This window comes from Vibrio sp. 10N.261.51.A3, from assembly GCF_041471965.1.
GTDB classification, from domain to species: domain Bacteria; phylum Pseudomonadota; class Gammaproteobacteria; order Enterobacterales; family Vibrionaceae; genus Vibrio; species Vibrio crassostreae_C.
In genome coordinates this window covers 1-26,785 of the sequence record NZ_JBFRPK010000002.1, presented here as the reverse complement: position 1 = coordinate 26,785, position 26,785 = coordinate 1, and the positions used below count along the sequence as shown (strand labels likewise).

22 protein-coding genes and 2 pseudogenes are annotated in these 26,785 nt (G+C 45.6%); 15 read left to right on the top strand and 9 right to left on the bottom strand.

Annotated elements, in window-relative coordinates:
- Window positions 1-16 precede the first annotated feature (16 nt).
- Complete coding sequence (locus AB4371_RS00635) at window positions 17-607, bottom strand: hypothetical protein (protein ID WP_203498393.1); 591 nt, start codon at window positions 605-607, stop codon at window positions 17-19.
- A 430-nt stretch (window positions 608-1,037) separates the two neighbouring features.
- Here AB4371_RS00635 and AB4371_RS00630 point away from each other — a divergent pair, with 430 nt between their 5' ends.
- The 4 genes and pseudogenes from AB4371_RS00630 to AB4371_RS00615 all read left to right on the top strand — a co-directional run bounded on the left by AB4371_RS00630 (window position 1,038) and on the right by AB4371_RS00615 (window position 5,557).
- Window positions 1,038-1,907: an integron integrase gene (locus AB4371_RS00630; protein ID WP_372148618.1), complete on the top strand. Its 870-nt coding sequence runs from the start codon at window positions 1,038-1,040 to the stop codon at window positions 1,905-1,907.
- Between the two features lie 108 nt (window positions 1,908-2,015).
- Window positions 2,016-2,915: a homocysteine S-methyltransferase family protein gene (locus tag AB4371_RS00625; RefSeq protein WP_372148615.1), complete on the top strand. Its 900-nt coding sequence runs from the start codon at window positions 2,016-2,018 to the stop codon at window positions 2,913-2,915.
- Window positions 2,916-3,028: 113 nt separating this feature from the next.
- The gene (locus AB4371_RS00620; RefSeq protein WP_372148612.1) at window positions 3,029-4,039 is read left to right on the top strand and encodes a Gfo/Idh/MocA family protein; all 1,011 of its coding nucleotides are present in this window, start codon (window positions 3,029-3,031) and stop codon (window positions 4,037-4,039) included.
- Between the two features lie 10 nt (window positions 4,040-4,049).
- A pseudogene (locus AB4371_RS00615) lies at window positions 4,050-5,557 on the top strand (SgrR family transcriptional regulator).
- A gap of 96 nt (window positions 5,558-5,653) precedes the next feature.
- Here the strand turns inward: AB4371_RS00615 and AB4371_RS00610 are convergent.
- The 4 genes from AB4371_RS00610 to AB4371_RS00595 all read right to left on the bottom strand — a co-directional run bounded on the left by AB4371_RS00610 (window position 5,654) and on the right by AB4371_RS00595 (window position 9,843).
- The gene (locus AB4371_RS00610) at window positions 5,654-6,748 is read right to left on the bottom strand and encodes an HDOD domain-containing protein (protein ID WP_372148609.1); all 1,095 of its coding nucleotides are present in this window, start codon (window positions 6,746-6,748) and stop codon (window positions 5,654-5,656) included.
- Between the two features lie 235 nt (window positions 6,749-6,983).
- Window positions 6,984-8,039, bottom strand: coding sequence for an alcohol dehydrogenase family protein (locus AB4371_RS00605; RefSeq protein WP_372148607.1), 1,056 nt, complete (start codon window positions 8,037-8,039; stop codon window positions 6,984-6,986).
- Entirely contained in the window at window positions 8,036-8,554 is a 519-nt protein-coding gene (locus AB4371_RS00600; protein ID WP_017065213.1) for a TetR/AcrR family transcriptional regulator, read from the bottom strand. The genes AB4371_RS00605 and AB4371_RS00600 overlap by 4 nt, the downstream gene beginning before the upstream one ends.
- A 155-nt stretch (window positions 8,555-8,709) precedes the next feature.
- On the bottom strand, window positions 8,710-9,843 hold the full coding sequence (locus AB4371_RS00595; RefSeq protein ID WP_372148604.1) for a multidrug effflux MFS transporter: 1,134 nt from the start codon (window positions 9,841-9,843) through the stop codon (window positions 8,710-8,712).
- A gap of 97 nt (window positions 9,844-9,940) precedes the next feature.
- Between AB4371_RS00595 and AB4371_RS00590 the strand changes: the two genes are divergently transcribed.
- Window positions 9,941-10,714, top strand: a complete 774-nt coding sequence (locus AB4371_RS00590) for a helix-turn-helix domain-containing protein (RefSeq protein WP_372148602.1) — start codon at window positions 9,941-9,943, stop codon at window positions 10,712-10,714.
- Window positions 10,715-10,813: 99 nt separating this feature from the next.
- Here AB4371_RS00590 and uxuA read toward each other — a convergent pair whose 3' ends face one another.
- From uxuA to AB4371_RS00575, 3 genes are all read right to left on the bottom strand, one after another.
- A complete protein-coding gene (gene uxuA / locus AB4371_RS00585) occupies window positions 10,814-12,001 on the bottom strand; it encodes a mannonate dehydratase (RefSeq protein WP_017068145.1) in 1,188 nt (395 codons plus the stop codon).
- Window positions 12,002-12,208: 207 nt separating this feature from the next.
- On the bottom strand, window positions 12,209-12,991 hold the full coding sequence (locus AB4371_RS00580; RefSeq protein WP_017068144.1) for an FCD domain-containing protein: 783 nt from the start codon (window positions 12,989-12,991) through the stop codon (window positions 12,209-12,211).
- A gap of 107 nt (window positions 12,992-13,098) precedes the next feature.
- Window positions 13,099-14,082 carry a TRAP transporter substrate-binding protein gene (locus AB4371_RS00575; RefSeq protein ID WP_029235323.1) on the bottom strand — a complete coding sequence of 328 codons (984 nt, stop codon included), beginning with the start codon at window positions 14,080-14,082 and terminating at the stop codon, window positions 13,099-13,101.
- Between the two features lie 299 nt (window positions 14,083-14,381).
- Here AB4371_RS00575 and AB4371_RS00570 point away from each other — a divergent pair, with 299 nt between their 5' ends.
- The 9 genes and pseudogenes from AB4371_RS00570 (at window position 14,382) to AB4371_RS00530 (ending at window position 24,232) form a co-directional block, all read left to right on the top strand.
- Window positions 14,382-14,894 carry a TRAP transporter small permease gene (locus AB4371_RS00570; RefSeq protein WP_017068142.1) on the top strand — a complete coding sequence of 171 codons (513 nt, stop codon included), beginning with the start codon at window positions 14,382-14,384 and terminating at the stop codon, window positions 14,892-14,894.
- Between the two features lie 15 nt (window positions 14,895-14,909).
- A complete protein-coding gene (locus AB4371_RS00565; protein WP_017068141.1) occupies window positions 14,910-16,217 on the top strand; it encodes a TRAP transporter large permease in 1,308 nt (435 codons plus the stop codon).
- A gap of 96 nt (window positions 16,218-16,313) precedes the next feature.
- A complete protein-coding gene (locus AB4371_RS00560) occupies window positions 16,314-17,777 on the top strand; it encodes a fructuronate reductase (protein WP_017068140.1) in 1,464 nt (487 codons plus the stop codon).
- A gap of 12 nt (window positions 17,778-17,789) precedes the next feature.
- Window positions 17,790-19,202 carry a glucuronate isomerase gene (uxaC, locus tag AB4371_RS00555; protein ID WP_102394443.1) on the top strand — a complete coding sequence of 471 codons (1,413 nt, stop codon included), beginning with the start codon at window positions 17,790-17,792 and terminating at the stop codon, window positions 19,200-19,202.
- 3 nt (window positions 19,203-19,205) lie between these two features.
- Window positions 19,206-20,198 carry a sugar kinase gene (locus AB4371_RS00550; protein ID WP_017070469.1) on the top strand — a complete coding sequence of 331 codons (993 nt, stop codon included), beginning with the start codon at window positions 19,206-19,208 and terminating at the stop codon, window positions 20,196-20,198.
- A gap of 9 nt (window positions 20,199-20,207) precedes the next feature.
- A complete protein-coding gene (locus tag AB4371_RS00545) occupies window positions 20,208-20,834 on the top strand; it encodes a bifunctional 4-hydroxy-2-oxoglutarate aldolase/2-dehydro-3-deoxy-phosphogluconate aldolase (RefSeq protein WP_102394442.1) in 627 nt (208 codons plus the stop codon).
- A 129-nt stretch (window positions 20,835-20,963) separates the two neighbouring features.
- The gene (locus AB4371_RS00540) at window positions 20,964-21,467 is read left to right on the top strand and encodes a YgjV family protein (RefSeq protein WP_017057788.1); all 504 of its coding nucleotides are present in this window, start codon (window positions 20,964-20,966) and stop codon (window positions 21,465-21,467) included.
- 272 nt (window positions 21,468-21,739) lie between these two features.
- A pseudogene (locus AB4371_RS00535) lies at window positions 21,740-23,787 on the top strand (glycoside hydrolase family 3 N-terminal domain-containing protein).
- Window positions 23,788-23,851: 64 nt separating this feature from the next.
- Complete coding sequence (locus AB4371_RS00530) at window positions 23,852-24,232, top strand: hypothetical protein (RefSeq protein WP_102321247.1); 381 nt, start codon at window positions 23,852-23,854, stop codon at window positions 24,230-24,232.
- Window positions 24,233-24,534: 302 nt separating this feature from the next.
- Here the strand turns inward: AB4371_RS00530 and AB4371_RS00525 are convergent, their stop codons facing one another.
- Window positions 24,535-25,476 (bottom strand): LysR family transcriptional regulator, encoded by a 942-nt coding sequence (locus AB4371_RS00525; RefSeq protein WP_102394441.1) that lies wholly within the window; start codon window positions 25,474-25,476, stop codon window positions 24,535-24,537.
- Window positions 25,477-25,602: 126 nt separating this feature from the next.
- On the opposite strand from AB4371_RS00525, the gene add reads away from it, so the two are divergent.
- The gene (gene add / locus AB4371_RS00520; protein WP_017061091.1) at window positions 25,603-26,601 is read left to right on the top strand and encodes an adenosine deaminase; all 999 of its coding nucleotides are present in this window, start codon (window positions 25,603-25,605) and stop codon (window positions 26,599-26,601) included.
- The last annotated feature ends 184 nt before the right edge of the window (window positions 26,602-26,785 follow it).

The window sequence follows — 26,785 nt, the reverse complement described above, 5'->3', positions numbered from 1 at the left end:
ACGCCATAGTCGTTTGTTAAGTTTCAGTTTTCTGCACAAACTCATTGTAGAATTTCATTGCATCCTCTTCAGAGCCCAAAGCGGTGCTGATGAGCATCTGCAAGCTCCACAAACGTCCCGGAACGACTTCATCTAAGTCTAAGTCAGCAGGATAACTCTCAGGGTCGATAGCCATTTCTAGGTTTACAAACCACCAAATTTCTATCTTCCGCAATAAGCCCACCATATCATCAAAGCTTTTTGCCACATCAAAGTCGCAGCCTTGGGAAGCGAACTTAAATAGTTCATGCGTCAGTTCATTACGATGACGTTTAATACGCTCATATACTTCAATATCAGCGTCATCAATAGCGTCATGTTGCTTTAACCATAAAAGCGAAGCATAGGTTCGACTACGGTTTAGCTTTAAAACTTTGAGCTTATAATCATCGCTAACAAGTGGGCCGTTTTCATCAAATCCATTTGTAAAGAACTCTCTAATTTTATCTTCGATACTACTTTTTAGCATCTCGAATGCCATCGAGTGTACAGACGCCGTGATTATATTGTTCTTGAGCGACACTGGATTGAGAAACCTTTCCCATGACGCTTTTACTTCTTTATCCATTGCAACTGAACTCCAATGAAACTTAACATTTTAATATTGTGCAAGCACGAATCCATCCGCTTAACATATCAAAAAGGTCACTCATAACCAACTGAATGCTATGCATTTAATATAAAAGTGGGTCTAAACATTAAGTATGAAAACGTGCAAGCACATATTGCCGACTATGTAACGCTCGCCCTCATTCTTAACTACCCATGAATCTGTAGTATAATCAATAACTTAAAATAAGCCTCTCGTTAAATTCGTGCTCAATCAGAGTTAAAAACCACTCTTTTTTAAGTCATTAATTATTCAACAAGCAATAAACTGTCTGTATGTACAGATTTTGTGAGGGGAATATATGGCGAGTCAATTCATGCAGGCAATTTGCGAACATATGACGATGCGAGGCTATAGTCGCAAGACAATCAAAGCCTACTGTTACTGAATAAAATACTTCATTCATTTTCATAAGCTTAAACACCCTGAACAGATGCATGCCGCTGAAGTTGTCTCCTTTCTTTCTCATTTAGCTAATCAACAAAAAGTAGCCATCAATACTCAAAAGGTAGCTCTCAATGCTCTAGCCTATTTATACAATCAATTTATTAAGCAACCTCTAGGAGACTTAGGGTTTAGCTATGCGACTCGGTCTCGAAAAATTCCTAGCGTACTCAATCATGCGGAAGCTATCTCGGTGATCAATGAAATAGATCCTAAATATCAACTGTTTTTTCGCTTGTTGTATGGTTCAGGTTTGAGAGTATCGGAATGCCTGAGGCTTCGAGTACAAGATATAGATCTAAAACAAGGGTCTCTCACTGTTCACAATGGGAAAGGAAATAAAGACCGAGTGACAATTTTAAGTTTTTCACTCACTGAAGCTATACAAGACAAAATTTCACAAGTTGCAGTTCTGCTCGCTAAAGATAACTTGAATGGGTTTGGGCCATCTTTGCCTCACCGATTAGGTAAAAAATACCCGAGTGCCTATCGACAACTTGCTTGGATGTACCTATTCCCATCAAAATCCGTCACTCAACACTCTGAGTCGGGGATCGTATGCCGACACCACCTACATGATTCGGTACTTCGAAAAACGCTGAAGAAGGCGACTAACTCTAATAAATTGCGCCACAAGCGAATTAGTTGTCATACTTTCAGGCACAGTTTTGCTACGCAACTTCTAAAGTCAGGCTCCGATATCAGAACGGTTCAAGAGCTACTGGGGCACAGTGATGTTAAGACAACTCAGATTTACACTCACGTTATTGGGCAACACTTTAGTGGCACGACTAGCCCGCTAGACGGCTTATAACGAAACTCCCTCATCGATAGTTGAACCTTGGCTTGATGGCTTCTGTCTAACAAGGTTGTCTGATATGGTGGCGGCAGAACTTCAGCAATTGTTTAGATAGTATTGAATATGAAAACACTAACCATACTTGATGGCGGCATGGGCCGAGAACTCAAAGAAATTGGCGCGCCATTTTCTCAACCGCTTTGGAGTGCTCAAGCGCTGATTGAAGCACCCGAATTTGTCAGCCAAGCACATCAAAACTTTGTCGATGCAGGTGCTGAAATCCTAATCACCAATAGCTACGCCTGTGTGCCTTTTCACTTGGGTGAAGAACTCTTTGAACAACGAGGCTTTGAACTAGCCGCACTGTCTGGTGAGCTGGCTAAAGCAGTTGCTAACAATGCTTCTCACACCGTAAAAGTGGCGGGCGCGATTCCACCGCCATTTGGCAGCTACCGACCAGACTTATTTAAGGTAGAAGAGGCAGCGCCAATCATTCAAACGCTTTACGATGCCCAGGATCCAAACATCGATCTTTGGATAGCGGAAACCATCTGCAGCCTGCAAGAGTTCGAATCCATTCATGCGGTTCTTAAGCAGTCAGATAAGCCGTGTTACTACGCATTCAGTTTGGAAGATACCAAGGGCGATTCTGCCAATATTCGTTCTGGCGAGAGCGTAACAGACGCCATCAAACTTGCCTGCCAATCAAACGCGACAGGCATTATGTTTAACTGTTCAGTGCCTGAAGTGATGGATCAAGCCATTATCGATGCCAAGAAAGTGATCGATGAGCTAGGCAGTGATTTAGAAGTTGGTGTCTATGCCAACAATTTTGCGCCTATCAGCAACGAACATGAAGCGAATGATATGTTTCAGGAGATGCGTGAACTGGATGGCCAAGGTTACTTAGCTTACGCAAAACGCTGGCACGCTCTTGGCGCGAATATTATCGGTGGCTGTTGTGGCATCGGGCCAAAACACATTCAAGCCCTAGCCGATTGGAAATGCTCCCTACAGAGCTAATCCTGAGCTTCAACTAGAATAAAATAAATAGAGAACAGGTTGAGAAATCTGTTCTCTATTTGTATGTGGCGTCTCTGAGTACACTGATACAAAACAACGATTTGGAGCAACTGATGAGCGACACGCAACGCAAAATTAAATGGGGCATCGCAGGGCTAGGCAATATCGCCAATCGATTCGCAACGGCAGTCTCAGAACACTGTCTACATGGTGAATTGTATGCCGTTGCCGCAAGAGATCACTCACGCGCAGCCACATTCGCCAACAAGTATGGTTGCGACAAGGCTTATGGTTCTTACGAAGAGATGGCGAATGACCCAAGTGTCGAAGCGGTTTACATCGCTACGGTTCACCCATACCACCAGCCACTTGCTGAACTGTTTCTGAAGAATAACAAGCACGTATTGGTCGAGAAGCCGGCTTTTACCAACCTTGGTGACTGGCTTGAGATGAAAGCCCTCGCCAAGCAAAATGGCGTGATGCTGTTAGAAGCAATGAAAACCGTGGTGTTTCCCGCATATCGTGAGCTCCAATCATTCTTGGTCGATAACAACATTCAGATAGATTCCATCGAAGCCAGCTTTGGTAACCATCATGACTATGAGCCCGATTTGTTTATCTTCAATCCGGATTTGTCAGGCGGAGCAACACTCGATGTTGGGGTCTATGGGCTTTGGTTCTTTTACGATCTGTGCCGAACGCTGGGTGTAAACCCTTCAAAACCTCAGGTAGAGATGTCGTGTCTTTATGAGGGAGCGAATGTTGATACCAATGCATGCTTTACATTCTCTGGTGATATAAGCGGTAAGATATCGGCATCAACAGTGCAAAACCTTCCCCGATCAGCACACTTGAGTGGACCTGAAACCAAAATCACCATTCACGAAAAATGGTGGAATCCGGCCTTTATTGAGATTGAACATCAAGGCCAAAAGTCGACCATTAACTACCGAGTGATAGGGAATGGATTCGAGTTTGAAATCGACCATTTTTCAGATTTGGTGCTTCAAGGCAAAACTGAATCGAATATCCTGAGCTCAGAGATAACCTCTCGAGTTCTCGATACGATGGAAAACGCACTGATTGATTCTGGCTATTCACATTTAACTCAACCTCGTCGTTAGGAAAAGCAAATTGGGCAACCTTAAGCGTAAGCTTGAACTGTATGAAAAGATATTTCAGGCTTTTGGGCCTGGAGTATCACACTGTCAGGTCAACCAACTGGCCACACTGCTGCACGTGAGTGAACGTCACGTTCAGACCTTACTCAAAGCGATGACAGCACAAGGCTGGATTGAGTGGCAAGCTAGCTCAGGCCGCAGCAAGAAGGCACAACTCACGTGTCTGGTTGAACCCATTGAGGCGTGTTACCAATACGCACAAACCCAAGCTGACGCAGGCAACATAGAACAGGTGTTTAGCACCTTGAGCTTCAACGGCCGCAATGCTGGCACTGAGTTGCAAGCCTTTCTAAGCAATACCAATCCGTCGACGCAGAATATCGCGTACATCCCGTTTCACCGAGAACTCGAAGCGCTTCACCCTCAACGCGTGCTTAGACGCACCGAACGTTTCTTAGTTATGCAAGTTTGCCAACGCCTAACCTCCGTTAAGCACGGCAAACTCAGCGGTGATCTGGCTTATCATTGGCAGGCTCATCAAGATGCAACACAGTGGCACTTTCAGATTCGTAATGGTGTTCACTTTCATAACGGTCGAACACTCGAACCTCAAGACATAGCACGCAACCTTAACTCTCTCTGCCAAAGCAAAATATGGCATCGCTGTTATCAGCATATTGATGAGGTCTCTGTCTCGGCAGGCAATGTGGTTGTCGTAAAGTTGAATCAACCTGATTGGCATTTACCGCGCCTACTTGCTAGGGCTGAAGCCTCCGTATTCGATCACTCATCACCGACTGATAGGCTGATTGGATCTGGCGCGTTCTCATTAGACATATTCTCAAGCAAGATGTTGAGATTGAGCCGCAATAGCGCCTATTCACACAGCACGCCGATTCTGAATCGAGTCGAGTTGTGGGTCTATCCTGAATGGGCACAGAGCAAAGCCTGCGCTCAAAATCAGGTGTGCGTGAAACTGCCCGAGAAAACGACCAGCGTGCGTGGCGATGACCATTCTTCCCAACCGGATTTCGGCTCAACCTTCTTTAAGATTCAAAGCCCGATGTTGTCTTCAACCGTTCGTGAGTTCACCGTTGAAGACACCTCTGAATGCCAAGCCCTTTTCGATCAGTTGTCAGTGTCTGGCGACCACAAAACCAGCGTGGAATATGGTCACTACCAAACTACCAAAGACGTCGTGTTGTGTAGCATTATTGATGAGAACGACACCTTCACTTCGTGGTTAAGCTTTTTCACTCGCTTCCCATTTGAGGACTTAGTGCTGCCTGCTGAGATGCTAGAGACAATCGAACAAGGCTTAGCTTAATAACAAACCAACCAGACTTTGAGTTAGCGATGAATGCACTGTTGTCGCTCCGGCATTGGTTGCATGAATCTGGGGTTGTGACTGAGCTCAAGCAAGAGGCGTTCAACTTAGAGGTTTCTGAAAAGATACACGGCGCACAAGTAAATGGTTTCGGTTGGTGCGAACTCGACAAGCTGTGGATTAGCCATTTGTAAGCGTATTTCGTAGCTGAATGTATTTCACAACCTAGCCCAACCAAGCTGCAACCAATCATTATGTTCAGTCACAGCGTAGGTCGAATAGGCTAAGGGTTAGCTCACTAGCGATAATTCAGACTCTTTATAGATACGGTTAGCCACTTTGTATGCAGCCGGAGACATCAGTGTCTCTTTGCATCTACGCTTAAATTGCTCGACTTCAATCGTTTGTTCTTCCAGTAAATAGCACAGCTCACTCAAGTAGTTAGCTTCAAACACAGCTTGACCAAGTGGTGTGCATTCGTATCGGCTAGACTCTTGGTAGCCAATCGCGGTCAACACTGATTCTGGCAGTTCCCAGAACTTAGCAATGGTGTAAGTCAGGCGAATAGAGTAGCTGTTCATCAGGCGCTTCAATGCCAACGAGTTAGGTGGAACAGAAGGATCAACATGCTTGAAGGCTTCTACCATCATCTGGAAAATGATCATCTTGCCTAAGTTGCGAATTAACCCAACAAAGTATGCCGCTGCTTGATCTTCTTGAGGTGAAGAGTCTTTCATCAACTCCTTAGAAAACGACGCGGTTTGAACACTGTGATTCCAAATTTTCTCACCGAAGTGACGCCAGTAAATATTGTTCCCCGGCGTGAAGTTCTTCATGTAGCTATTCACCACCCCTTCAATTAGCCCTTGTGAACCCATATTGAGGAAAGCAGTTTTTAAGTCAGTAACTTGTTTTTCACTGCGTTTGTAGAAGGCGCTGTTAGCCAGTTTAATCACATCGGCAGCCATACTCGGCTCGCGCTCAATCACTCTTAACAATGCATCGACATCAAACTCGTCGCTCTGTAATTCTGCCATTAACGTGGTTACAGAGGCTGGCATCACTGGCAGTTCATTAAGCAGGGCTTTTGGAGAGCGAATCAAACGTTCGATCTGACAAGCGACAAAATCACTAAATGGGTCTGACTCCGTTCGAAGGCGAGACTCTCCAAACAAATAATCAAGGAACTCACCATCGTGAAGGCTAAGCGTCTTATCGACGATTAATGATGATGACTGAGTGGACGACGGCGGAACAAAGATTGAAGACTGAACAGAATCAGTAGCAACGGTTTGTTGTTGCTCTTGTTGGGCAGGCTCTGCAGAGGGTTTGTTTTTTGAATAAACAAAAGGTGAGAATAGTGCCTGCAATACCCTTTTAAACATCAATACGGCTCCTAGATGATTATCAAACAGTTCGGGATATATAATGGCGGTAATTATCGCACAGTTAATTCATAAACCACACAATGATAAATGAATCATTAACTTTTCAGCTGTATAGGATCTGTTACTCAACGGGTTGCAAGACTGAGCCCGCCAGCATTCGCCAGAAACAAAAAAGCGAGCACATGATACTGGCTCGCTCTTACATAGATTAGATGCGTGACACCGTCTAAAGTTAACTCTGAGCGACTTTCAACACGATCTTACCAACGTGTTTTTTCTTTAAGAACTCATCTTGCGCTTTATGGATATCGGCTAGCGGATAAGAATCTGCAACGATGGCGCCAATCTGCTGTTTCTCAATACGGTTGACTAGGTTCTGGAATACTTGCGGTTCTAAAACCGTGCAACCAAAAAAGCTGAGGTCTTTGAGATACAAAGTTCGCACATCAAGCTCAACCATTGCACCACCAATCGCACCAGACACAGCATAACGGCCATGCGGTTTTAGGACTTCAAGAAACTCTGGCCACTTGTCACCAGCAACTAAATCGATCACCACATTCACGCTGCTTTCGCCTAGCGCGTTAACCAAATCTGAATCACGGGCAATCACTTCATCAGCGCCAAGTTCAAGTAACTGTTGGTTCTTGCTTGGGCTAGTGATGGCAATAACATACGCGCCGCGAGCTTTTGCTAGCTGAATAGCCGCAGAGCCCACACCGCCCGATGCACCTGAGATCAGCACGCGATCAGCTTCAGCCACGTTGGCGCGAGTCAGCATGTTTTCTGCGGTCGAATAAGAGCATGGGAAAGACGCCAGCTCAACATCCGACATTGTGCTGTTCACCGCGTAAGCGTGCTTAGCTGCTACTTTGGTGTATTCAGCAAAACCGCCATCGCACTCAGAGCCGAAATACCATGGCTGTGGTAGATCTCGCCCGTACACTTCGGTTAAACAAGGTTCAATCAGAACACGCTCACCAATACGATCAGCCGAGACTTCGTTACCAACAGCTACAATAAAACCGCACACATCGGCACCTTGGATGCGAGGGAATTTCAACGCTTCACCCGACCAACTGGCATCGTCTGAATCATCACTTTTTGCATACCAACCGATTCGCGTGTTGATGTCGGTGTTGTTCACGCCTGCTGCCATGACTTTGATCAGCACTTCATTAGGCTCAATTTTTGGAACAGCAATGTCTTCACGGTAGCCAAGCATTTCTGCCCCGCCGTGCCCTAGCATCTCTACGCCTTTCATTGTTTTCGGTAGTTCGAATTTCATCGTGTTTCCTCGAGTAATTTTGTCACCATATTCTGTGCTGATGCCACTGCTTCTTCGCCTAAGACTGGCCACGCGCTTGATACGCCTTCATGAAGTAAAAACAGTGGTGTCGCGAGATCCTCTCGAAGGCTCTGATTGCCTATAAGCAAACGAACTTGTTCTTTATGCTGTGTAACCGCTTGGCTGATAAGCTCATTATCGGGAAACGCGGCCATCGCATTCATCGACATACACCCGTGCGGCGCATATTCTTCTAACCATTGTTGAAGCTTGTTGAAGATATGAGTAACCGATGCGAGCCCCTTTTCAGGCGACGTTTCCAACAAGAAATCTAGGTAACGTTGATGTCGATACTCCAAGGCACCAACGATCATCGCTTCTTTTGAAGGGAAGTGTTTATACAAGGTTCTTAGGCTTACATCGCACGCCGTTTTCAGCTGTGCAACGCTCGGCTCAGCAAAACCTTGCTGGCTAAATGCCACCTCTAAGCTTGCTGCAATCTGTTCTCTCAACATAGTGCTCTCTCAATACCCGACAAAGGGTAGAATGATTGTTCTACCTACAGAGTAGAACGATCACTCTACCCCTGTCAATATCCAAATTTACAAACCAAGAAATGATAAATTCCGCGCCAAACAGGACACGGAATTTATCAATACAGATGAGAGACTTAGCGTTTAAGCTGGAGTCGACTGCGTATCGTCACCAGAACAGATAAAGCGCCGCAAAGTACCAACACCCCCCCTAAATCTTGAATCATTCCCGCTAAAGCGAGCCCTGAGCCGATCAAGGTGTAATAGATCAAACCAAACAGTGCGCCTGCACTTCCTGCTTGAGATTGGTAACGTACCAACGCTCGGCTCAATACATTGGGAATCGCAATGCCAAACGCCATAACCACCAACATCATTGGAAGCAAGAACCAGATCGTGTGTTGTGAAAAATACACACCCACCGCACCTAATGTTTGAAGCCCTGCTGCGATACCAATCAGAGACATTGAAGACACTTGTCTCTTCAACAATGTCTTGTTCACCAAGCTTCCCAACAGAGTCCCGAACCCAAGCACAATGCCGCTGTAGCCAAACTGCTCAACGCTAAATCCAAGTTGAATGAAGGCAAATGAACCCAATTGATAATAGGAAAACAGTGCAATATTGAACGACGCGACCAGCAACGCAGACATCCATATATCGCTATCTTTGACCATGTGAATACTGAGTGACTTTAACTGCAATGGCTGCTTAGATTGTTGCGTTTCAGGCAATGACCATAGGCTATGTGCCAACAGCACTAACACCATAATAAACAGGGCAATAAACACATATTGATGCCCGCCCGCTTGGCTTAATTGACCGCCAAGAAGCAGCCCGATGATTGGGCTAATCGACAGCCCCATCCCCATGTAACCAAACACCTTGGCCAGTTCAGCGCCGCTAAAGGCATCTCGCAACATGGTTTGTGTCACAACCGAGCCAACCGCAAGCCCGAAAGCGCCCATGGCTCGGGCTATCATCAACCAAACAAAGCTATTGGTTTGCATAGCAATGAGTGCTGAACAAGCGAATAACCCCATGCCCAATAACATGGTTGGTCGGCGCCCCCACTTGTCAGCTAACACGCCCCATACCACCACACCCACCGCAAATGCAGAGAAGTAAATCGATAGGGTTTGAGCAGCTTGTGTGTAACTGACATCAAAGGATTTCGATATTGAATCCAGAGTCGGGCTATAGATGGTTTCTGCGATTTGAGGGAACATCAGCAATAGCACCATTTGCCATAAAGAAGGTTTTGTTTTCATCATTTTTCCAAGACCAGTGAACTTGACGAGGAGTCTAGGGGAAACTAACCTTGGCTCGTTAACAACATTAAAACCAAAAACAACAAGATTGGGACAAATGGCATTAATCAGCGAAACCATTGAGTTTGATGCAGACAGCTTACCTGCGCCCGTAATAGGGATTGCGGCAGAGCTAGGTCAGCATGACTCAGGAATACATCACCACGTAAAAGGACAGTTGCTGTATGCTCCGCAGGGTTGCATCACCTTGACCTTAAAAAACGCCATTTGCATTTTGCCGCCGACTAAAGCCGTGTGGATCCCGCCTTATACCAAACATCGCGCGCAGATGACCAATGTGGTTGCTTATCGGTCGCTCTATTTTGATAGCAGTATTTACACCTGCCCGGAGGCCATTGAGATTGTGGAAGTGAACGAGCTTTTGAAGGCGCTGATCAATAAGATGGCCTTTTGGGATTGGAACATCGCACCGGAGCAAACCACCAACACCGCCAACCTATTCTGGGAAGAGTTTTACAGTGCTAACCAACACTCGTTTATCTTGCCACTACCGACAGATCGCCGCTTTAAAAGCTTTTGCAAACAAGTCCGAACCGCTTCCTTTCTTGCCCCAGCCCTCTCGACATTAGCGAACTCGGTTGGCGCAAGCACCAAAACGATTACTCGATTATTCAAAGCCGAAACAGGCATGACTTACCAAGAGTGGCGACAGCAATGGCGCTTGTTTAAAGCGATTGAACTGCTCTCAGAAAACCGACAAGTCGTTGATGTGGCTCATCTGCTAGAGTTCTCATCCAACAGTGCGTTTATCGCTTTTTTCAAACAGCAAACTGGACAAACCCCGTTGGCCTTTACCAAGTTAGGGGCGTGATTGTTGTTATCCAAACTCTGAAGTTTTACTGAGCTCAGATACAAAAAACCAGAACATGAGTTCTGGTTTTTAAAAGTATTTTAAAGCTAGATGCGGTCGTTACTTGGTATAGAAAGCGCGTTTCAATGCCATCTCTAAACCACGAACTTCAGCTAAGCCTTTCAATCGACCAATCGCCGAATAACCTGGGTTAGTGGTTTTCTTAAGGTCATCCAGCATTTGATGACCGTGATCCGGACGCATTGGAATTAAGCGGTGATCGCCCACTTCTGCACGACGATTTTCTTCATCCAAAATAGCCATCACAACGTTGTACATGTCCACATCACCATCGAGGTGCGCTGCTTCGTGGAATGTCATTGGGTTGCTCTCTTCACGCTTAGTTGAACGCAGGTGCGTAAAGTAAATTCGGTCACCGTGCTTTTTGATCATATTAACCAGATCATTGTCGCCACGAACACCGTATGAACCCGTACACATCGTCAAGCCATTCATTTTGCTCGGTACATGCTCGGTCAACCAATCAATGTCTTCGATCGTTGAAACGATGCGAGGCAAGCCTAGAATCGGACGCGGTGGATCGTCTGGGTGAACCGCCATCTTCAAGCCATTCGCATCACAGATAGGCATCAGCTCAGCGAGGAAGTAAGACATGTGCTCACGTAGCTTGTCTTTGTCGATTCCCGCATAGCGATCTAGCTGTGCTTGAAACGCTTCTAGTGTGTAACCTTCTTCAGCGCCTGGCAGGCCAGCGATGATGTTATTAGTCAGTTGCTGAATTTGCTCTGGCGTCATGTTGTTGAAGTAATCCAACGCTTGAGCTTGCTCTGATTCTGAATAGTCCGATTCTGCACCTGGGCGCTTCAAGATATGCAGCTCAAATGCCGCAAACGCGATTTGGTCAAAACGCAGTGCGCGAGAGCCATCAGGCATTTCAAATTCTAAATCGGTACGCGTCCAGTCCAACACGGGCATGAAGTTATAACAAACCGTATCGATGCCACACTCAGCAAGGTTAGACAGAGTTTGCTTATAGTTATCAATCCACTGCTGGTAGTTGCCAGTTTGAGTTTTGATCTCTTCGTGCACAGGCACGCTTTCTACAACCGACCACGTTAAACCTTTCTCTTCGATAATGGCTTTACGCTTAAGGATTTCTTCTTTTGTCCAAACTTCACCATTTGGAATATGGTGCAGTGCATTCACAATACCAGTTGCGCCCGCTTGACGAATATCGTCTAGCGAAACTTGATCATTAGGGCCGTACCAACGCCACGTTTGTTCCATGAGACTTACCTTTCTTTAAGACGCACTTAGCCGGCTCGAATTAATCAAGCTAAATGCAATAACGACTTCTTAATGGCAGCAATGACAATTACTGCCCGAGATAGCACCGGTCTACGCCGGTCTAAAGACGATTACCTATCTACAACCTAGTGAATGAATCAGCTTTCAAGAGGAGCCTTGTCGCTGAATTCAACATTAGCTTCAGAACTAGCTTTCTGAGCTAAGCAGCACCACTGGGTTGGAGCTAAATAAGTAACCATCAAAGTTTGGGTCATCAATGTCTGACAGCGCTAACAAACGCTGTTTAACATTCTCAAGGTGTTGCCACATTGCGTTCTTAGCAGCGACAGGGTCTTTGCGCTGTAAGGCGGCGAGGATACGAGCGTGATCATCTAACCATTCTTCACGGTAATCTTGACCACTGATGTGAGAGTGGAGTTTATTCCACATTGGACTCTTTTCGCGTCGATCCCAGGATTGTTTCAACATATCTACCAGCACAGAGTTTTGAGTTGCCTCTGCAATACACATGTGAAATCTTTCATCTCCGCTGCAATCGGTAGTGCCGCTTGCAAGCTCTTCGCGCTCGAGTTCGAGTGCAGAGCGCATCTTAATGATGTCGCCCGGAGTGACCTGAGTTGCCGCAAACTCCGCGATATTACTTTCCAGTAATTGGCGGGCCTGCAGCATCTCGAATGGACCAGCGTCATCACTGACCACATTCTCGCGAGAATGAGTTGGAATGTTCAGGACATAAACACCCGACCCTTTTTTCACCTCAACTAAGTTTTCAAGCTCCAGCATGATGATCGCTTCACGCACCACAGTGCGGCTTACATCTAGACGATCAGCAATATCGCGTTCTGGAGGTAACCTATCTCCGACCTTATACAGGCCTTCAATCAGTTCTTTTCTTAGTACTAACCCTATCTCCTGATAAGGTCTTTTCGGCTCGAAAGGCATCATGATGATATTGTCACTTCTTTCCATTGTATTTCTCTCGCCATCATAATGACCAAATATAATTGGTCAACCTCTATATCTTAAAATGCAGTAACACCTTGTTTTTGTATTACTCTTTTTTCTATATTTGCTCGTTATTCAACAGCCTGAATACGGTCAATCAATGCGCTCAATTCTGGGTCCGCTTTATCTAGCGCGTCGTACATAGGTTGAACCGCTAGTGCGAACGCAGCCTTGTCTGGTTCCACAAAAGTAACGCCCATTTTCTCGGCTTTAGCACGCTCTTTTGCTTCCGATTCAGCCCACAATTTTTTCATCAATTCAGATGAATCACTTGCCGCCTTCATTAGCGCATCTTGTTGTTCTGCAGTCAGTTTATCGTATGCTTTGGTTGAGATAACCAACACATCCGGAACCATCGTGTGCTCATCTAAGCTGAAGTATTTAGACACTTCACTGTGACGGCTCAAGCTGAAAGAAGGAATGTTATTTTCAGCCGCATCTACGACACCTTGCTGCAGTGCTGTGTACAACTCACCGTAAGCTAGTGGCGTTGGGTTACCGCCTAACGCTTTCACCATCGCAATTGCTGATGGGCTTGGTTGAACACGAACTTTCAAACCTTTCAGATCTTCTGGTGTGTTAATTGGCTTATTGGTATAGAAGCTACGCGCACCAGCGTCGTAGTAAGTCACACCAATAAAGCCGCTATCACGAGAAGAGTTAAGAATGTCACGGCCTACTTCACCATCAGTCACACTGTAGTAGTGCGCTTGATCGCGGAATAAGTAAGGCATGTTGAATGATGAATAAGCAGGAGAAAAAGCTTCTAGCTCAGCAGCATTACTTTTCACCATATCTAAAGCGCCGTTCTGCATCAGCTCCATAGATTCACGCTGTGTACCCAATTGAGCATCAGGGTAAATACGAATACGCACCTCACCATCAGTCAATTCACGTACTTCTTTCGCCATAAACGTCATCGCTTCATGTACTGCATGGTCACGAGGGTGGTTATGGCTCAGTTTCAATGTTGTCGCTGCATAAGCAGAAGCTGTTGCTCCAAAAGTCAAAGCAGCACCGACAACCGCACTAATCAAAGTTTTACGCGTCATCATCATTCTTATTCTCCGTGGATTGGTTATCCAAAATGTAGGGTGTTTTTTGTTATGGGCTCATATTGGGGCTCAAAAAAGGAACCGTCAAAGCTGAAATTAAAATTGATTGACCAAAGTCACAATAAAAACCCATAAATTGGTCAACCAAAATCATTTGTGAAGTTGCTCACGCCAACCAAAAAATGAATAGCTTATGATTCAGCCAGATTTTTGAACATCCCATCCCTACATAGAAACAATTTCTTACATTGGTAAACCAATTGTTATGAGATACGCAATTTTGTTGAAAGGAAATAAACATGAATAAATTGGTCAGTTACATAAATAGAGGGTTGGCCGCCTTTACAGTGTCTCTATCGTCTTTCTTGGTGCTATGCGTGATATGGCAGGTTCTATCCCGCTATGTTATTGGCAAACCAAGTACTGTTACCGACGAGCTCGCTCGTTACCTCTTTATGTGGGTAGCCCTGATTGGTGCTGCTTACACAACAGGTCTGAAACGCCACCTTGCCATCGACCTACTTACGATGAAGCTGACTGGCAAACGTAAATTAATCAACGAAATCATTATCCAAATAGCCATCGCTTCTTTCTCTTATATCGTTCTGGTACACGGTGGCAGCCAACTTGCAGCTAAAACACTTGCGATGGGACAACTGACTCCCGCTCTAGGTTTAGAAATGGGCTACATCTACTTCTGCTTACCGGTTAGTGGCGCTTTGATGATTTTTTACTCAGTCGTATTTACCTACGAACGCGTTAAACAATTAATGTCAGGTGACGATTTGATCACCGACTCACAACTTGATTGATAGAAGGATTTCACAATGGAATGGCAAGTAATACTGACATTATTCGGTAGTTTCGCTGTACTGCTTACAATCGGTGTACCGGTCTCTTTTGCGATTGGTTTATCGTCACTAGCAACCATCTTAATGAGCTTACCGCTTGAGCCTGCAATTGCTGTAGTTGCTCAACGTATGGCGGCAGGCCTTGATAACTTTGCACTATTAGCAATTCCGTTCTTCATTTTGGCGGGCAACATCATGAACCAAGGCGGCATCGCGCTGCGTTTGATCAACTTCGCGAAAGTGTTGGGTGGTCGTCTACCAGGTTCACTCGCCCACGTAAACGTGATGGCAAACATGATGTTTGGGTCTATCTCAGGCTCAGCGGTTGCATCGGCTGCTGCAGTTGGTGGCACTATGTCTCCTCTGCAAAAGAAAGATGGATATGACGAAAACTACTCGGCTGCGGTAAATATTACGTCATGTCCTGCGGGCTTGCTTATCCCACCCAGCAACACGCTGATCGTGTTCTCATTAGTTTCTGGTGGTACCTCTATTGCAGCATTGTTCTTAGCAGGCTACATCCCAGGCCTATTGATGGGGCTGAGCATCATGATGGTGGCAGGTATTATCGCGAAACGTCGTGGCTACCCAGTCGCAGCTCGTCCTTCCACATCAATGGTATGGAATACCTTCCTAAAAGCAGCACCTTCTTTAGCACTGATCGGCATCATCATGGGCGGCATCATTGGCGGTATCTTTACTGCGACTGAGGCTTCCGCAATTGCTGTGGTATACACGTTTGTTTTAGCTGTGCTTGTCTACCGCGAAGTGAAATGGGGTGATATTCCAAAGATCATCCTTGAGTCTGCAGTAACAACATCTATCGTTCTATTACTGGTTGGCGCATCAATGGGCATGTCTTGGGCAATGGCGAACGCCGATGTACCTTACATGATTGCCGATGCTCTACTCGCGGTTTCCGAAGACCCACTAATGATCCTACTGATTATCAACGTGATTCTGTTGATTGTTGGCATCTTTATGGATATGACCCCTGCGGTTCTTATCTTCACACCAATCTTCTTACCAATCGCGCTAGACCTAGGCATCGACCCTGTGCACTTCGGCATCATGATGACCTTCAACCTTGCTATCGGTATCTGTACACCGCCAGTAGGCAGTGCTCTGTTCATCGGTTGTTCGGTTGCCAACATTGCCATCGATAAAGTCATCAAGCCTTTATTGCCATTCTATGCCGCACTTATTGCAGCCCTAATGGCCGTTACTTTTATCCCTGAGCTGAGCTTGTTCCTACCTGAATTGGTACTGGGCTACGGTTCGTAATTTGGTCACAGATAGATTCTAAGACTGCTAAACACTCAAACGCTTTATCAAATAATAAAACCCCGCTGGTTCGCTGGCGGGAAAAGGAACTGAATAATGAAGACTGTTGCTAACTCTACGCTGCCAAACACTGTACTACGACCTGACTACGACCGTTCAGCACTCCAAAGCCGTATCGTGCACCTTGGCTTCGGTGCATTTCACCGAGCGCATCAAGCGTTGTTCACCAATGAAATGCTCAGCAAGACCAGCACTGATTGGGGTATTTGCGAAATTAACCTATTCGGAGGCGAAGACTTAATTGAATCACTTCGCACGCAAGATCACCTTTACACGGTTGCTGAAAAAGGCGCTGAATCCACAGACGTTAAAGTGATCGGCTCAGTGGCCGAATCTCTTCACCCAAGCCTAGACGGCATCGAAACCGTATTAGAAAAAATGGCCGAACCTCAAGTGGCTATCGTTTCTATGACCATCACAGAGAAAGGCTACTGCGCAGACCCAGCGACAGGAAAACTCGACAAAAATAACCCATTAGTCATCGCTGACCTAGCTAACCCAAGCGAACCTAAATCAGCATTAGGTTACATTGTGCAAGCGCTCAAAATTCGACGTGAACGTGGCTTAACACCATTCACGGTCATGTCTTGCGATAACGTGCAAGAGAACGGTCATGTAGCAAAAGCAGCGATCATTGAGTTTGCTCAACTGCTTGACCCAGAATTACGTGATTGGATTGAAACCAATGTCACCTTCCCATGCACCATGGTTGACCGTATCGTACCCGCAGCAACAGAAGAAACACTGACAGAAATTGCAGAACTGCTTGGTTGTGAAGACCCATGTGGCATCGCCTGTGAACCCTTCCGCCAATGGGTGATTGAAGATAACTTTGTGGCAGGTCGTCCAGATTGGAATGTCGCTGGCGCAGAGTTCGTAGAAGATGTAGTGCCTTACGAAGAGATGAAACTGCGCATGCTCAATGGCAGTCACTCTTTCCTTGCTTACCTTGGATACCTTGGTGGCTACGACCATATTTCCGACACTATGACGGATGCTGGCTACCGAAAAGCCGCTTTTGACATGATGATGAAATCACAGGCACCTTCGTTAACGATGCCTGAAGGGACTGATTTAGAAGGTTACGCAACCTTGCTGATCAACCGCTTCACTAACCCAAGCTTGAAGCACAAGACGTGGCAGATTGCGATGGATGGCAGCCAGAAGATCCCTCAACGTATGGGTGGCAGCTTACGATTCCATTTAGATCAAGGCTCAGATTTCTCGTGGCTTGCAACCGCCATCGCTGGCTGGATGCGCTATGTATCTGGCGTTGATGAGCAAGGCAATGAGATTGATGTTCGCGATCCAATGGCAGACACACTTCGCCAGATCTGCGACCAGCATGGACTCAATGTTTCTGTGGTTCCAGCATTACTTGCGGTTGAAGCGATTTTCCCTGCCGAGCTAGGCCAAGACCCGCAGGTCATTGATGCGGTAAGTTCAGCGTACCAATCATTAATTGAACACGGTGCCGTTGCGACCGTGGCTGCGTTATAAGGAGTACAAACAATGAAGAATTTCTTATGTGAAGACTTTTTACTGTCGAATGAGACTGCACGTCGTTTGTACCATGAACACGCAAGCCACCAGCCGATTTATGACTATCACTGCCATCTAAACCCGGCAGAAGTGGCTCAAGATCGTCAGTTCGAAAACATGTCTAAGATTTGGCTTGAAGGTGACCACTACAAATGGCGTGGTATGCGTTCAGCAGGGATTGATGAGCGTCTGATTACTGGAGGCGCAAGCGATTATGATAAGTTCATGGCCTGGGCTAGAACCGTCCCTCAAACCTTGGGCAACCCACTTTACCATTGGACTCATTTAGAACTACGCCGCCCATTTGGTATTACTGGCACTCTCTTTGGTCCAGAAACCGCAGACCAAATTTGGCACGAAGGCAACGAGCTATTAGCGACACCAGAATTTAGTGCTCGCGGCATCATGAAGCAGATGAATGTGGTGATGGCTGGTACGACAGACGATCCAATTGATTCTCTTGAACACCATAAGGCGATCGCTCAAGACAATTCATTTGATGTACAAGTGTTACCAAGCTGGCGCCCAGATAAAGCCTTCAAAATCGAACTCGACACCTTTGTCGATTACCTGCGCCAACTTGGTCAAGTAGCCGATATCGAGATCCGTCGATTTGATGATCTGTTGAGTGCGCTAGACAAGCGTTTAGTCCACTTTAATGCCCATGGCTGTCGTGCGGCTGACCACGGTATTGAAGTGGTTCGCTACGCACCTATTCCATCAGAATCGGATTTGGATGCCCTGTTAACTCGACGCCTCAATGGCGAAACGCTCACCGATCTAGAATGTGCGCAGTTTTCAACAGCGGTTCAGGTGTGGTTAGGCAAGCGCTACGCCGCAATGGGTTGGGTAATGCAGCTTCACATTGGTGCTCAGCGCAATAACAACACGCGTATGTTCCAGCTGTTAGGCGCAGATGCAGGGTTTGATTCGATCAGCGATAAGACGTTTGCCTTCGAATTGGCTCACCTGTTAGACGAGATGGATCAAAGCAACGAGTTACCTCGCACCATCCTTTACTGCTTAAACCCTCGCGATAACGAGATGATGGCAACCATGATTGGTAACTTCCAAGGTGGCGGCATCGCGGGCAAAGTTCAGTTTGGTTCTGGTTGGTGGTTCAACGATCAGAAAGACGGCATGCAACGCCAAATGGAACAGTTATCTCAACTTGGTCTGCTTAGCCAGTTTGTCGGCATGCTGACTGACTCTCGCAGCTTCTTGTCGTACACACGCCACGAATACTTCCGCCGAATTCTGTGTGACATGCTTGGTCGTTGGGCTGAAAACGGCGAGGTACCAAACGACATGTCACTGCTTGGCCCTATGGTCGAAGACATCTGCTTTGGTAACGCAAAACGCTACTTCGAAGAGAGGGCGTAACCGATGAAACATATCGCCATTATTGGTGAGTGCATGATCGAGCTGAACGGCAAACCGTTCGGCTCAATGCATCAAACGTTTGGCGGGGACACACTCAATGCTGCGGTCTATCTAAGCCGCGGCTGCGAGGCCAACCTCAATCAAGATGACATAAAAGTGTCCTACGTCACGGCTTTGGGCGCAGACCCGATTAGCAAGGGAATGTTAGAACGCTGGCAACAAGAGGGGGTGTCGACGGACCTTGTTCTACAAGACAGCCAACGTACTCCGGGTCTATACCTAATTCAGCTTGATGACGCAGGTGAACGTACCTTTCTGTACTGGAGAAACCAGTCGGCTGCACGCTACCTGCTACAGCACCCAGATTTCAATCAGATAAAGCAGGCACTGCGCAATGTCGATATGGTCTTTCTCAGCGGGATCACATTAGCGATTCTGCCTGAACAAGATCGTATCGAGCTATTGAACATCTTGGTTGAGTTGAAGGCACAAGGTGTTGAGATTGCCTTCGACAGTAACTTCCGCCCTGCACTTTGGCCACAAGACGAAAACCAAACCGTCAAAAACAGCTACCAGGCCATGTATACATTGACGGATTTAGCGTTGGTCACATTCGATGATGAACAATTAATTTGGGGCGATAGCTCTCCAGAACAAACTATCGAACGTCTAACGACGCTGGGTGTTAAGCGATGCATCGTCAAACTGGGTGCAGATGGCTGTCTCATTCAAGATGCCACCATTCAAAGTAACATACACCCAGATTCTGGTGCCGCTTCGGCTCCACTAGCGGTGCCAACCCTGCCTGTTGATCATGTCGTTGATACGACCTCGGCAGGAGACTCATTCAATGGCGGATTTTTATCGGCTTACCTTGCGGGCGAAGACTTAACAAAGTCATGCCAGCGCGGCAATACCATGGCAGGCGTCGTTATCCAACATCGTGGTGCCATTATTGCAAAAGAACTCACTCAAGCGGCCATCACAGCCATTTAAGGAATACCAATGTCTAACATCAAACAACAACTGAAAACACTGAAAGTTATCCCTGTGATCGCTATCGACAACGCTGAAGACGTCATCCCTCTGGGTAAAGTGTTAGCTGAAAATGGTTTACCTGCAGCAGAAATTACATTCCGTTCGGAAGCTGCAGTAGAAGCTATTCGTCTACTTCGTGAATCACAACCAGATATGTTGATCGGCGCAGGCACTGTGCTCAATCGTGAGCAAGCTATTGCGGCTAAAGAGGCAGGCGCAACGTTTGTAGTCTCTCCTGGCTTTAACCCAAACACGGTAAGAGCCTGCCAAGAGATTGGTATTGATATCATTCCTGGGGTCAACAACCCGAGCACAGTAGAAGCCGCTCTAGAAATGGGCTTAACCACATTGAAGTTCTTCCCAGCTGAAGCATCAGGTGGCATCAATATGGTTAAGTCACTTCTTGCGCCTTATACGGATATTGAGATCATGCCGACAGGTGGCATTAACCCAAACAATATTAAAGACTACCTAGCGATACCTCGCGTGCTCGCATGTGGCGGTACTTGGATGGTAGATCAGAAGCTGATTGAAGAAGGCAATTGGGAAGAGCTGGCTCATTTAACTCGTGAAGCCGTTCAGTTAGTCAATTAAACCTAATGCAATAGCATTTTGACGTTATATCTAGCCCTCCTTTTGGAGGGTTATTTTATGGTTGAGCATTATTCTTTCAAAGTTAATATTTAATCGTGCTCGATAGCATCTTAAAAATAAAGGCTAAATATGGAAAACTGGATAACACAAGGAGTTGGCGGCCTGGCTTTTTGTATCGGTGTAATGGCCTTTTGGCAAAAAGATGATATGCGTTTTCGCTACCAGATGATGATCTTTTGTTTTGTAATGAGTATCCATTTCATATTAATGGGCGCCATAGTGGCGGCTATAGGCGTAATTATTAATGCTATTCGCAGCTATGTATCGATAAAAACTCAATCGCGCAAAGTGATGTGGTTCTTTATTGGCTTGATGTGGTGCATGACTTTACCCAACATGAATCATTTCTTTGAATTTATTACGGTTGTTGGTTCATCCGTTGCGACATGGGCACTCTTTTCAAGACAAGGCATCGCATTGAGGTCCTTGATCTTATTCAATTCTTTCTGTTGGGCTAGCCATAACATTTGGATTGGTTCGATTGGCGGGTCCTTTGTCGAAATCACCTTTATTGTCACCAACATGGTCACTATCTATCGTTTACATCAACGCAGATTGTTAACTATAAAATAGGCAATATATTTTTTATTCTAAATTTAAAATATGGAAGTAATACATCACTAATTAAATGGGGGATTAATTGGATATCAAAAAATTAAATCTAGTTAAGTTTACGTTATTTAAACTTCGTCAATATATTTCCAATACTAAATTGAATTAAATCACCAATTAAATTTATATGGTGATCCAAATCTTTAGTTTGATTTATTTTGGTTAACCAATAACCCGTTAATTATTAAAATTGGTCATGTACTTATTATTATACTAACAATAGGATCGTGACCATGAAGCGTCTTACCCTGACACCTATAGCAATCGCGTTGCTTCTTGCAGGATGTAACTCATCTGATAGCGACAATAACTTCCAGCAACCCCAAGTTCACTCTCGTGTTCATGATGTATTGAACGTTGAGGGCTACCAATTCCGAGATTCTAACGGTAATGGAACACTGGAGCCTTTTGAAGACTGGCGATTATCTCCAGAAGAGCGAGCAGCAGACTTGGTTAGCCGCATGACGCTAGATGAGAAAGCCGGCATGATGCTCATTGACACCTTAAACTCGTCCAAAGGTGGGCTCGTTAGTAGTAAAGGACAAGACATGATTGGCGATGCCCAAATGACGCGCTTTATCTTCCGTAACAGCGTAGTTGAAACACCACCAATGCGCCTGATTGCGATTCAGGCCGTTCAGGTTGTCAGATAACCCCAACAGAAGCTGCCCAGTTCATGAATAGTGTTCAAGAACTGCGTGAACAGACGCGAATGGGTATCCCCGCTCTATTCAAATCCAATGCTCGTAACCACATAGATCCATCAGCTAAAGCAGGGATCAACGTTTCTTCAGGTGCCTTTTCTGCTTGGCCTAAAGAGGCAGGTTTAGCAGCCACTCGCGACATGGATTTAATCACTGAATTTGCAGGTATCATGAATGAAGAATGGTCTTCAATTGGCCTACGCAGTATGTACGGATACATGATGGATTTGGCGACAGAACCTCGTTGGTACCGAGTACACGAAACCTTTACCGAAGATGCAGATTTAGCGTCTGACATTATGCGCTCACTTATCAAAGGGTTGCAGGATGGCGGTGAGGTCAACGAAGACAGTATCGCGCTAACCATCAAACACTTCCCTGGTGGCGGTCCACAAGAAAACGGTGGTGACCCACATTATGACTTCGGTAAAAACCAAGTCTATCCAAAGAACAATTTTGATTACCACCTAAAACCGTTTATTGCTGCGATTGAGGCTGGCGCTTCTTCAATCATGCCTTACTACGGCATCCCTGTAGATCAAAAGTGGATGCCAAACGATGTTGGTATGTCCTTCTCAAAAGGCATTGTTACCGACCTTCTCAGAGACGAATTGGGCTACACAGGTAACGTGAACTCAGATACCGGCATTATTGGCGATCGTGCATGGGGTGTGGAACACAAAACGATTGATGAGCAGGTTGCCATGGCGGTCGAAGCTGGAGTCGATGTTCTTTCAGGTTTCCATGATAAAGAAGTCATCGTGAAACTCGTGGAAAAAGATCTGCTTACCGAAGAGCGTGTCGACCTATCAGTCACACGCTTACTTGAAGAACAATTCAAGCTTGGCCTTTTCGAAAACACTTACGTTGATGAGAAAAAAGCCCAAGAGATTTTAGGCAACGAGAAGTACCAAGAACGCGCTGATTACGCACAGAAAAAGTCTGTCGTCTTACTTCAAAATACCAATAAGACTTTACCTCTAGCTGAATCAACCGCACAAAATCCTGTTGCTCTGTATGTCATGGGAATGGACGAAAACATTGCAGGAGACGACAAGTACAACTTTACCGTGACTTCCGGAGATTACGAAGCGGGAGAAACGCGTCCACCAGTACCAGCCGATACGGACTATGCGGTTATTCGTGTTCGCGTATCTAACGAAGGCTCAGATCCTGATCTTATCTTTGGTGGCGCGAACCCAGATGAACTCGATATTCTTGCGTTCAGTGAAATGGCTACAGCTGCATCTTGGCATATTGAACCAAGCCTAAGCGACATCAAAGCCGTTATGAACGAAGTGGGCGCTGACAAAACGGTATTGTCCATCAACTTTAGACAACCCTTCGTGCTAGACGATCAAAGTAATCTTAAGCAAGCCGGTGCCGTGATCGCCACATTTGGTGTCTCGGACAGCAACCTAATGGAAGTACTTTCAGGCAACTTTGCTCCTCAAGGAAAACTGCCATTTGCTTTAGCGAACAGTGCCCAAGCCATTCAAAACCAAGACTCAGACTACCCTGGGTACGATCAAGCCGACACCCTTTACCCGTTCGGACATGGTTTAAGTTACGAATAATATTTGAGCTAATTCAGGCAGTGTTGAGCACTGCCTTTCCTTCTTAGATACCAAGGACAAAGTCATGGAACATATCTTACAACTGGGTTGGGATGATCACGCTATTCCACATAAAATCTGGATAGAACAATACTACGATGGGTGTCGTATCTGCTTGAAAGTCGTAAAAGACGTTGAGCCAGAAATGCTCTCATTGATTGTTCCAAATATTGATGTGCAAACCACTCATAAGGCGTGGCAAGGCAAAGCGACGAACATTACACCAGCCTATGATGACGGCGTGTTGTTCACTCAAACTCGCTCGCTATTCAATTTGCCTCATGGCTGCGTGATTTGGGCGGTAACACATATCCAGATGCAAAACGGCTTAAAAATGTCGGCAGACAAATTGTGCTTCGTACCAAAATACAGCAATCAAGTTTCTTGTTTTAAGGTTCCAGCATAACGTAACAACAAGCCGAGTCGCTTATCCAATCTTGGCACTAATCTGCGAAGAACCATAAAAAAGGCCAGCGTATACACGTTGGCCTTACTTCTGTCTGTCTGTCTGTCTGTCTGTCTGTCTGTCATCAGGATTAAGCACTAATCAATCAACACCAACGAATCGATGGCATTGAATTCATTTAGATATCTCATTCTTGGCGGGCATTTGGCACCCGTAATAAGACGATGCTCATTCGAAAAAGACGAAATAAATTTTAAAAAAGTTATTTCGCCGTTTTTATCATCGTAGCTCGCGGTTTACAGCTAGGGTTCTTGGGTCTTATTGACTATAAGGTCGCGAAGCCATTTGTGGCTTGGTTCAGAGTCAAAATAACGATGCCAAAGCAAAAACAAACCACCGGGAACCAACTCAATGGGAATCGGTTTCATCACCAGTTCGCCACTCTCAATATAGTCACAAACCGAGTTGTACGGATAACACATTAACAAATCGCTTTGCTTGCACAGCTTTACTGCGCTGGTGATGTCCGACACGTTGGCGGCTTTGTTAATTTGAAGCTGTTTGGCTTGCAAGATCTCCAGAAGCAACCAGTCGCCAACGCCACCAGTGACTAACTGAATATGACGGTATTTAAGGAAGGCTTGCAGATTCCACTCTTCTTGAAGTACTGGGTGATCATTTCGCATCAAGCACACAGAGTAATCTTGCAGCAACTCGACGTGGTTTAGCTCGGCAGGGATATTTTGAATGTGGGTGCTAGCCCTTTCATCGAGCTCAAAAATTCCAATCCCGAAATCGACCTCACGCTTTAGTAAGCGCTTAAAGGTTTCGCTGCTCCAAGTAGTGCTGTTTACCGTAATGTTCGGCGCATCTGCTAGCGCGTTAGGCATAAATTTAGGGTAAATCGCGGTATAAGCGGTTTCAACAAGATCGATATTAAAAGTACGTTCGCTGTCTTTCGGCTCAAAAATGTCCGGCACGGTTAGCTGTTCAACTTGCAGAAGGATTTGATGAATTTTAGGCGCTAAAGAGGTGGCTTTCGGTGTTGGAAACAGGCCTTTTGACTCACGTTCAAACAAAGGGTCGTCAAACAAAGAACGCAGCTTAGTGAGTTGTTTACTCACCGCAGACTGACTAAGGAACAATCGCTCTGCCGTTTTGCTCACGCTGCGCTCTTCAAGCAACACGTGTAAACACAGCAGTAAATTCATATCACATTTGAGTAAGCTTTTAACATCTACCATGATATTCCTTAGATTCAGATTAATGATGACTTTATGTCACTTTAAATCATATCACAAACTTGTTAATTTAAGCCCATGTAACCTATGAGTTAATAACTCAAAAAATAATAGACCTAAGGAATACTCATGAACTTTCTAGCACTCCCTAAGATTGATCTGCACTGCCACCTAGACGGAAGTGTTCGTCCAGACACCATTATTGATCTGGCGAAACAGTACGGAATCGAACTTCCAGAAGACCGTGAAGCGGTAGTAAAGTCTCTAACAGTGCCTGAAGATTGCAAAAACCTTGATGAGTACCTAGCTTGCTTTAGCCTGCCACTGCAAGTGATGCAAACGGAAGAAGCGATTGAGCGTATCTCTTTTGAGCTTTACGAAGACGCAGCACTAGAAAACGTTAAGTACCTAGAAGTTCGTTTTGCACCGATTCTTCACGTAAACAAGGGCTTGTCTCTTGATGCAATCATCGCAAGTGCGGTTAAAGGCATGAAGCGTGCAGAAGAGAAATACGACATTAAGGGCAACTACATCATGTCTGTACTTCGTATGTTCCCGAAAGACTCAATCAAAGATGTAATCGACGCTGGTAAACCATACCTTGGTAAAGGCGTGGTTGCGTTTGATATTGCAGGCGGTGAAAAGCCGGGCTTCTGCGCTGAATTCCCTGAGTACACGCAATACGCTATTGAACAAGGCTACCGTGTGACGGTTCACGCAGGTGAGCAATGGCATGGTCAGAACGTTTACGATGCAGTCACACTGCTTGACGCTGAGCGTATCGGCCACGGTGTCCACATCCAAGGTAACGAAGACGCGTACAACATCGTTAAAGAGAAGCAGGTTGCGCTTGAAACTTGCCCAACAAGTAACGTGCAAACTAAATGTATTCACAAATTCAGCGACCACCCAATTGCTGAATTCAAGAAAGACGGCATCGTTGTAACGATCAACACAGACAACCGCACTGTGTCGAACACAACCATGACTAACGAAGTGAAGCGTGTATGTGAAACGTTCGGTCTAACACAAGAAGACTACGCAGAGATCTACAAGTACTCTGTAGAGAGCGCTTTTGCTTCAGACGAAGTGAAACAGCACCTAATGGGTTTCGTTGAGCAAATCTAATTTGAGCAATCTTGATTGCTAAATAGAAAAACAGGAAGAGAAAGGCTTAGGCTTTTCTCTTTTTTTATGTCCAATTATCCGTATTCTAATATCGATGTTGACGAATGGGATGCAAACAATGAAAACAGAACTCGAGAAAATGCTGTCCGGCGAGATTTTTGATGGGCTTTGTTTCCTAATTGGA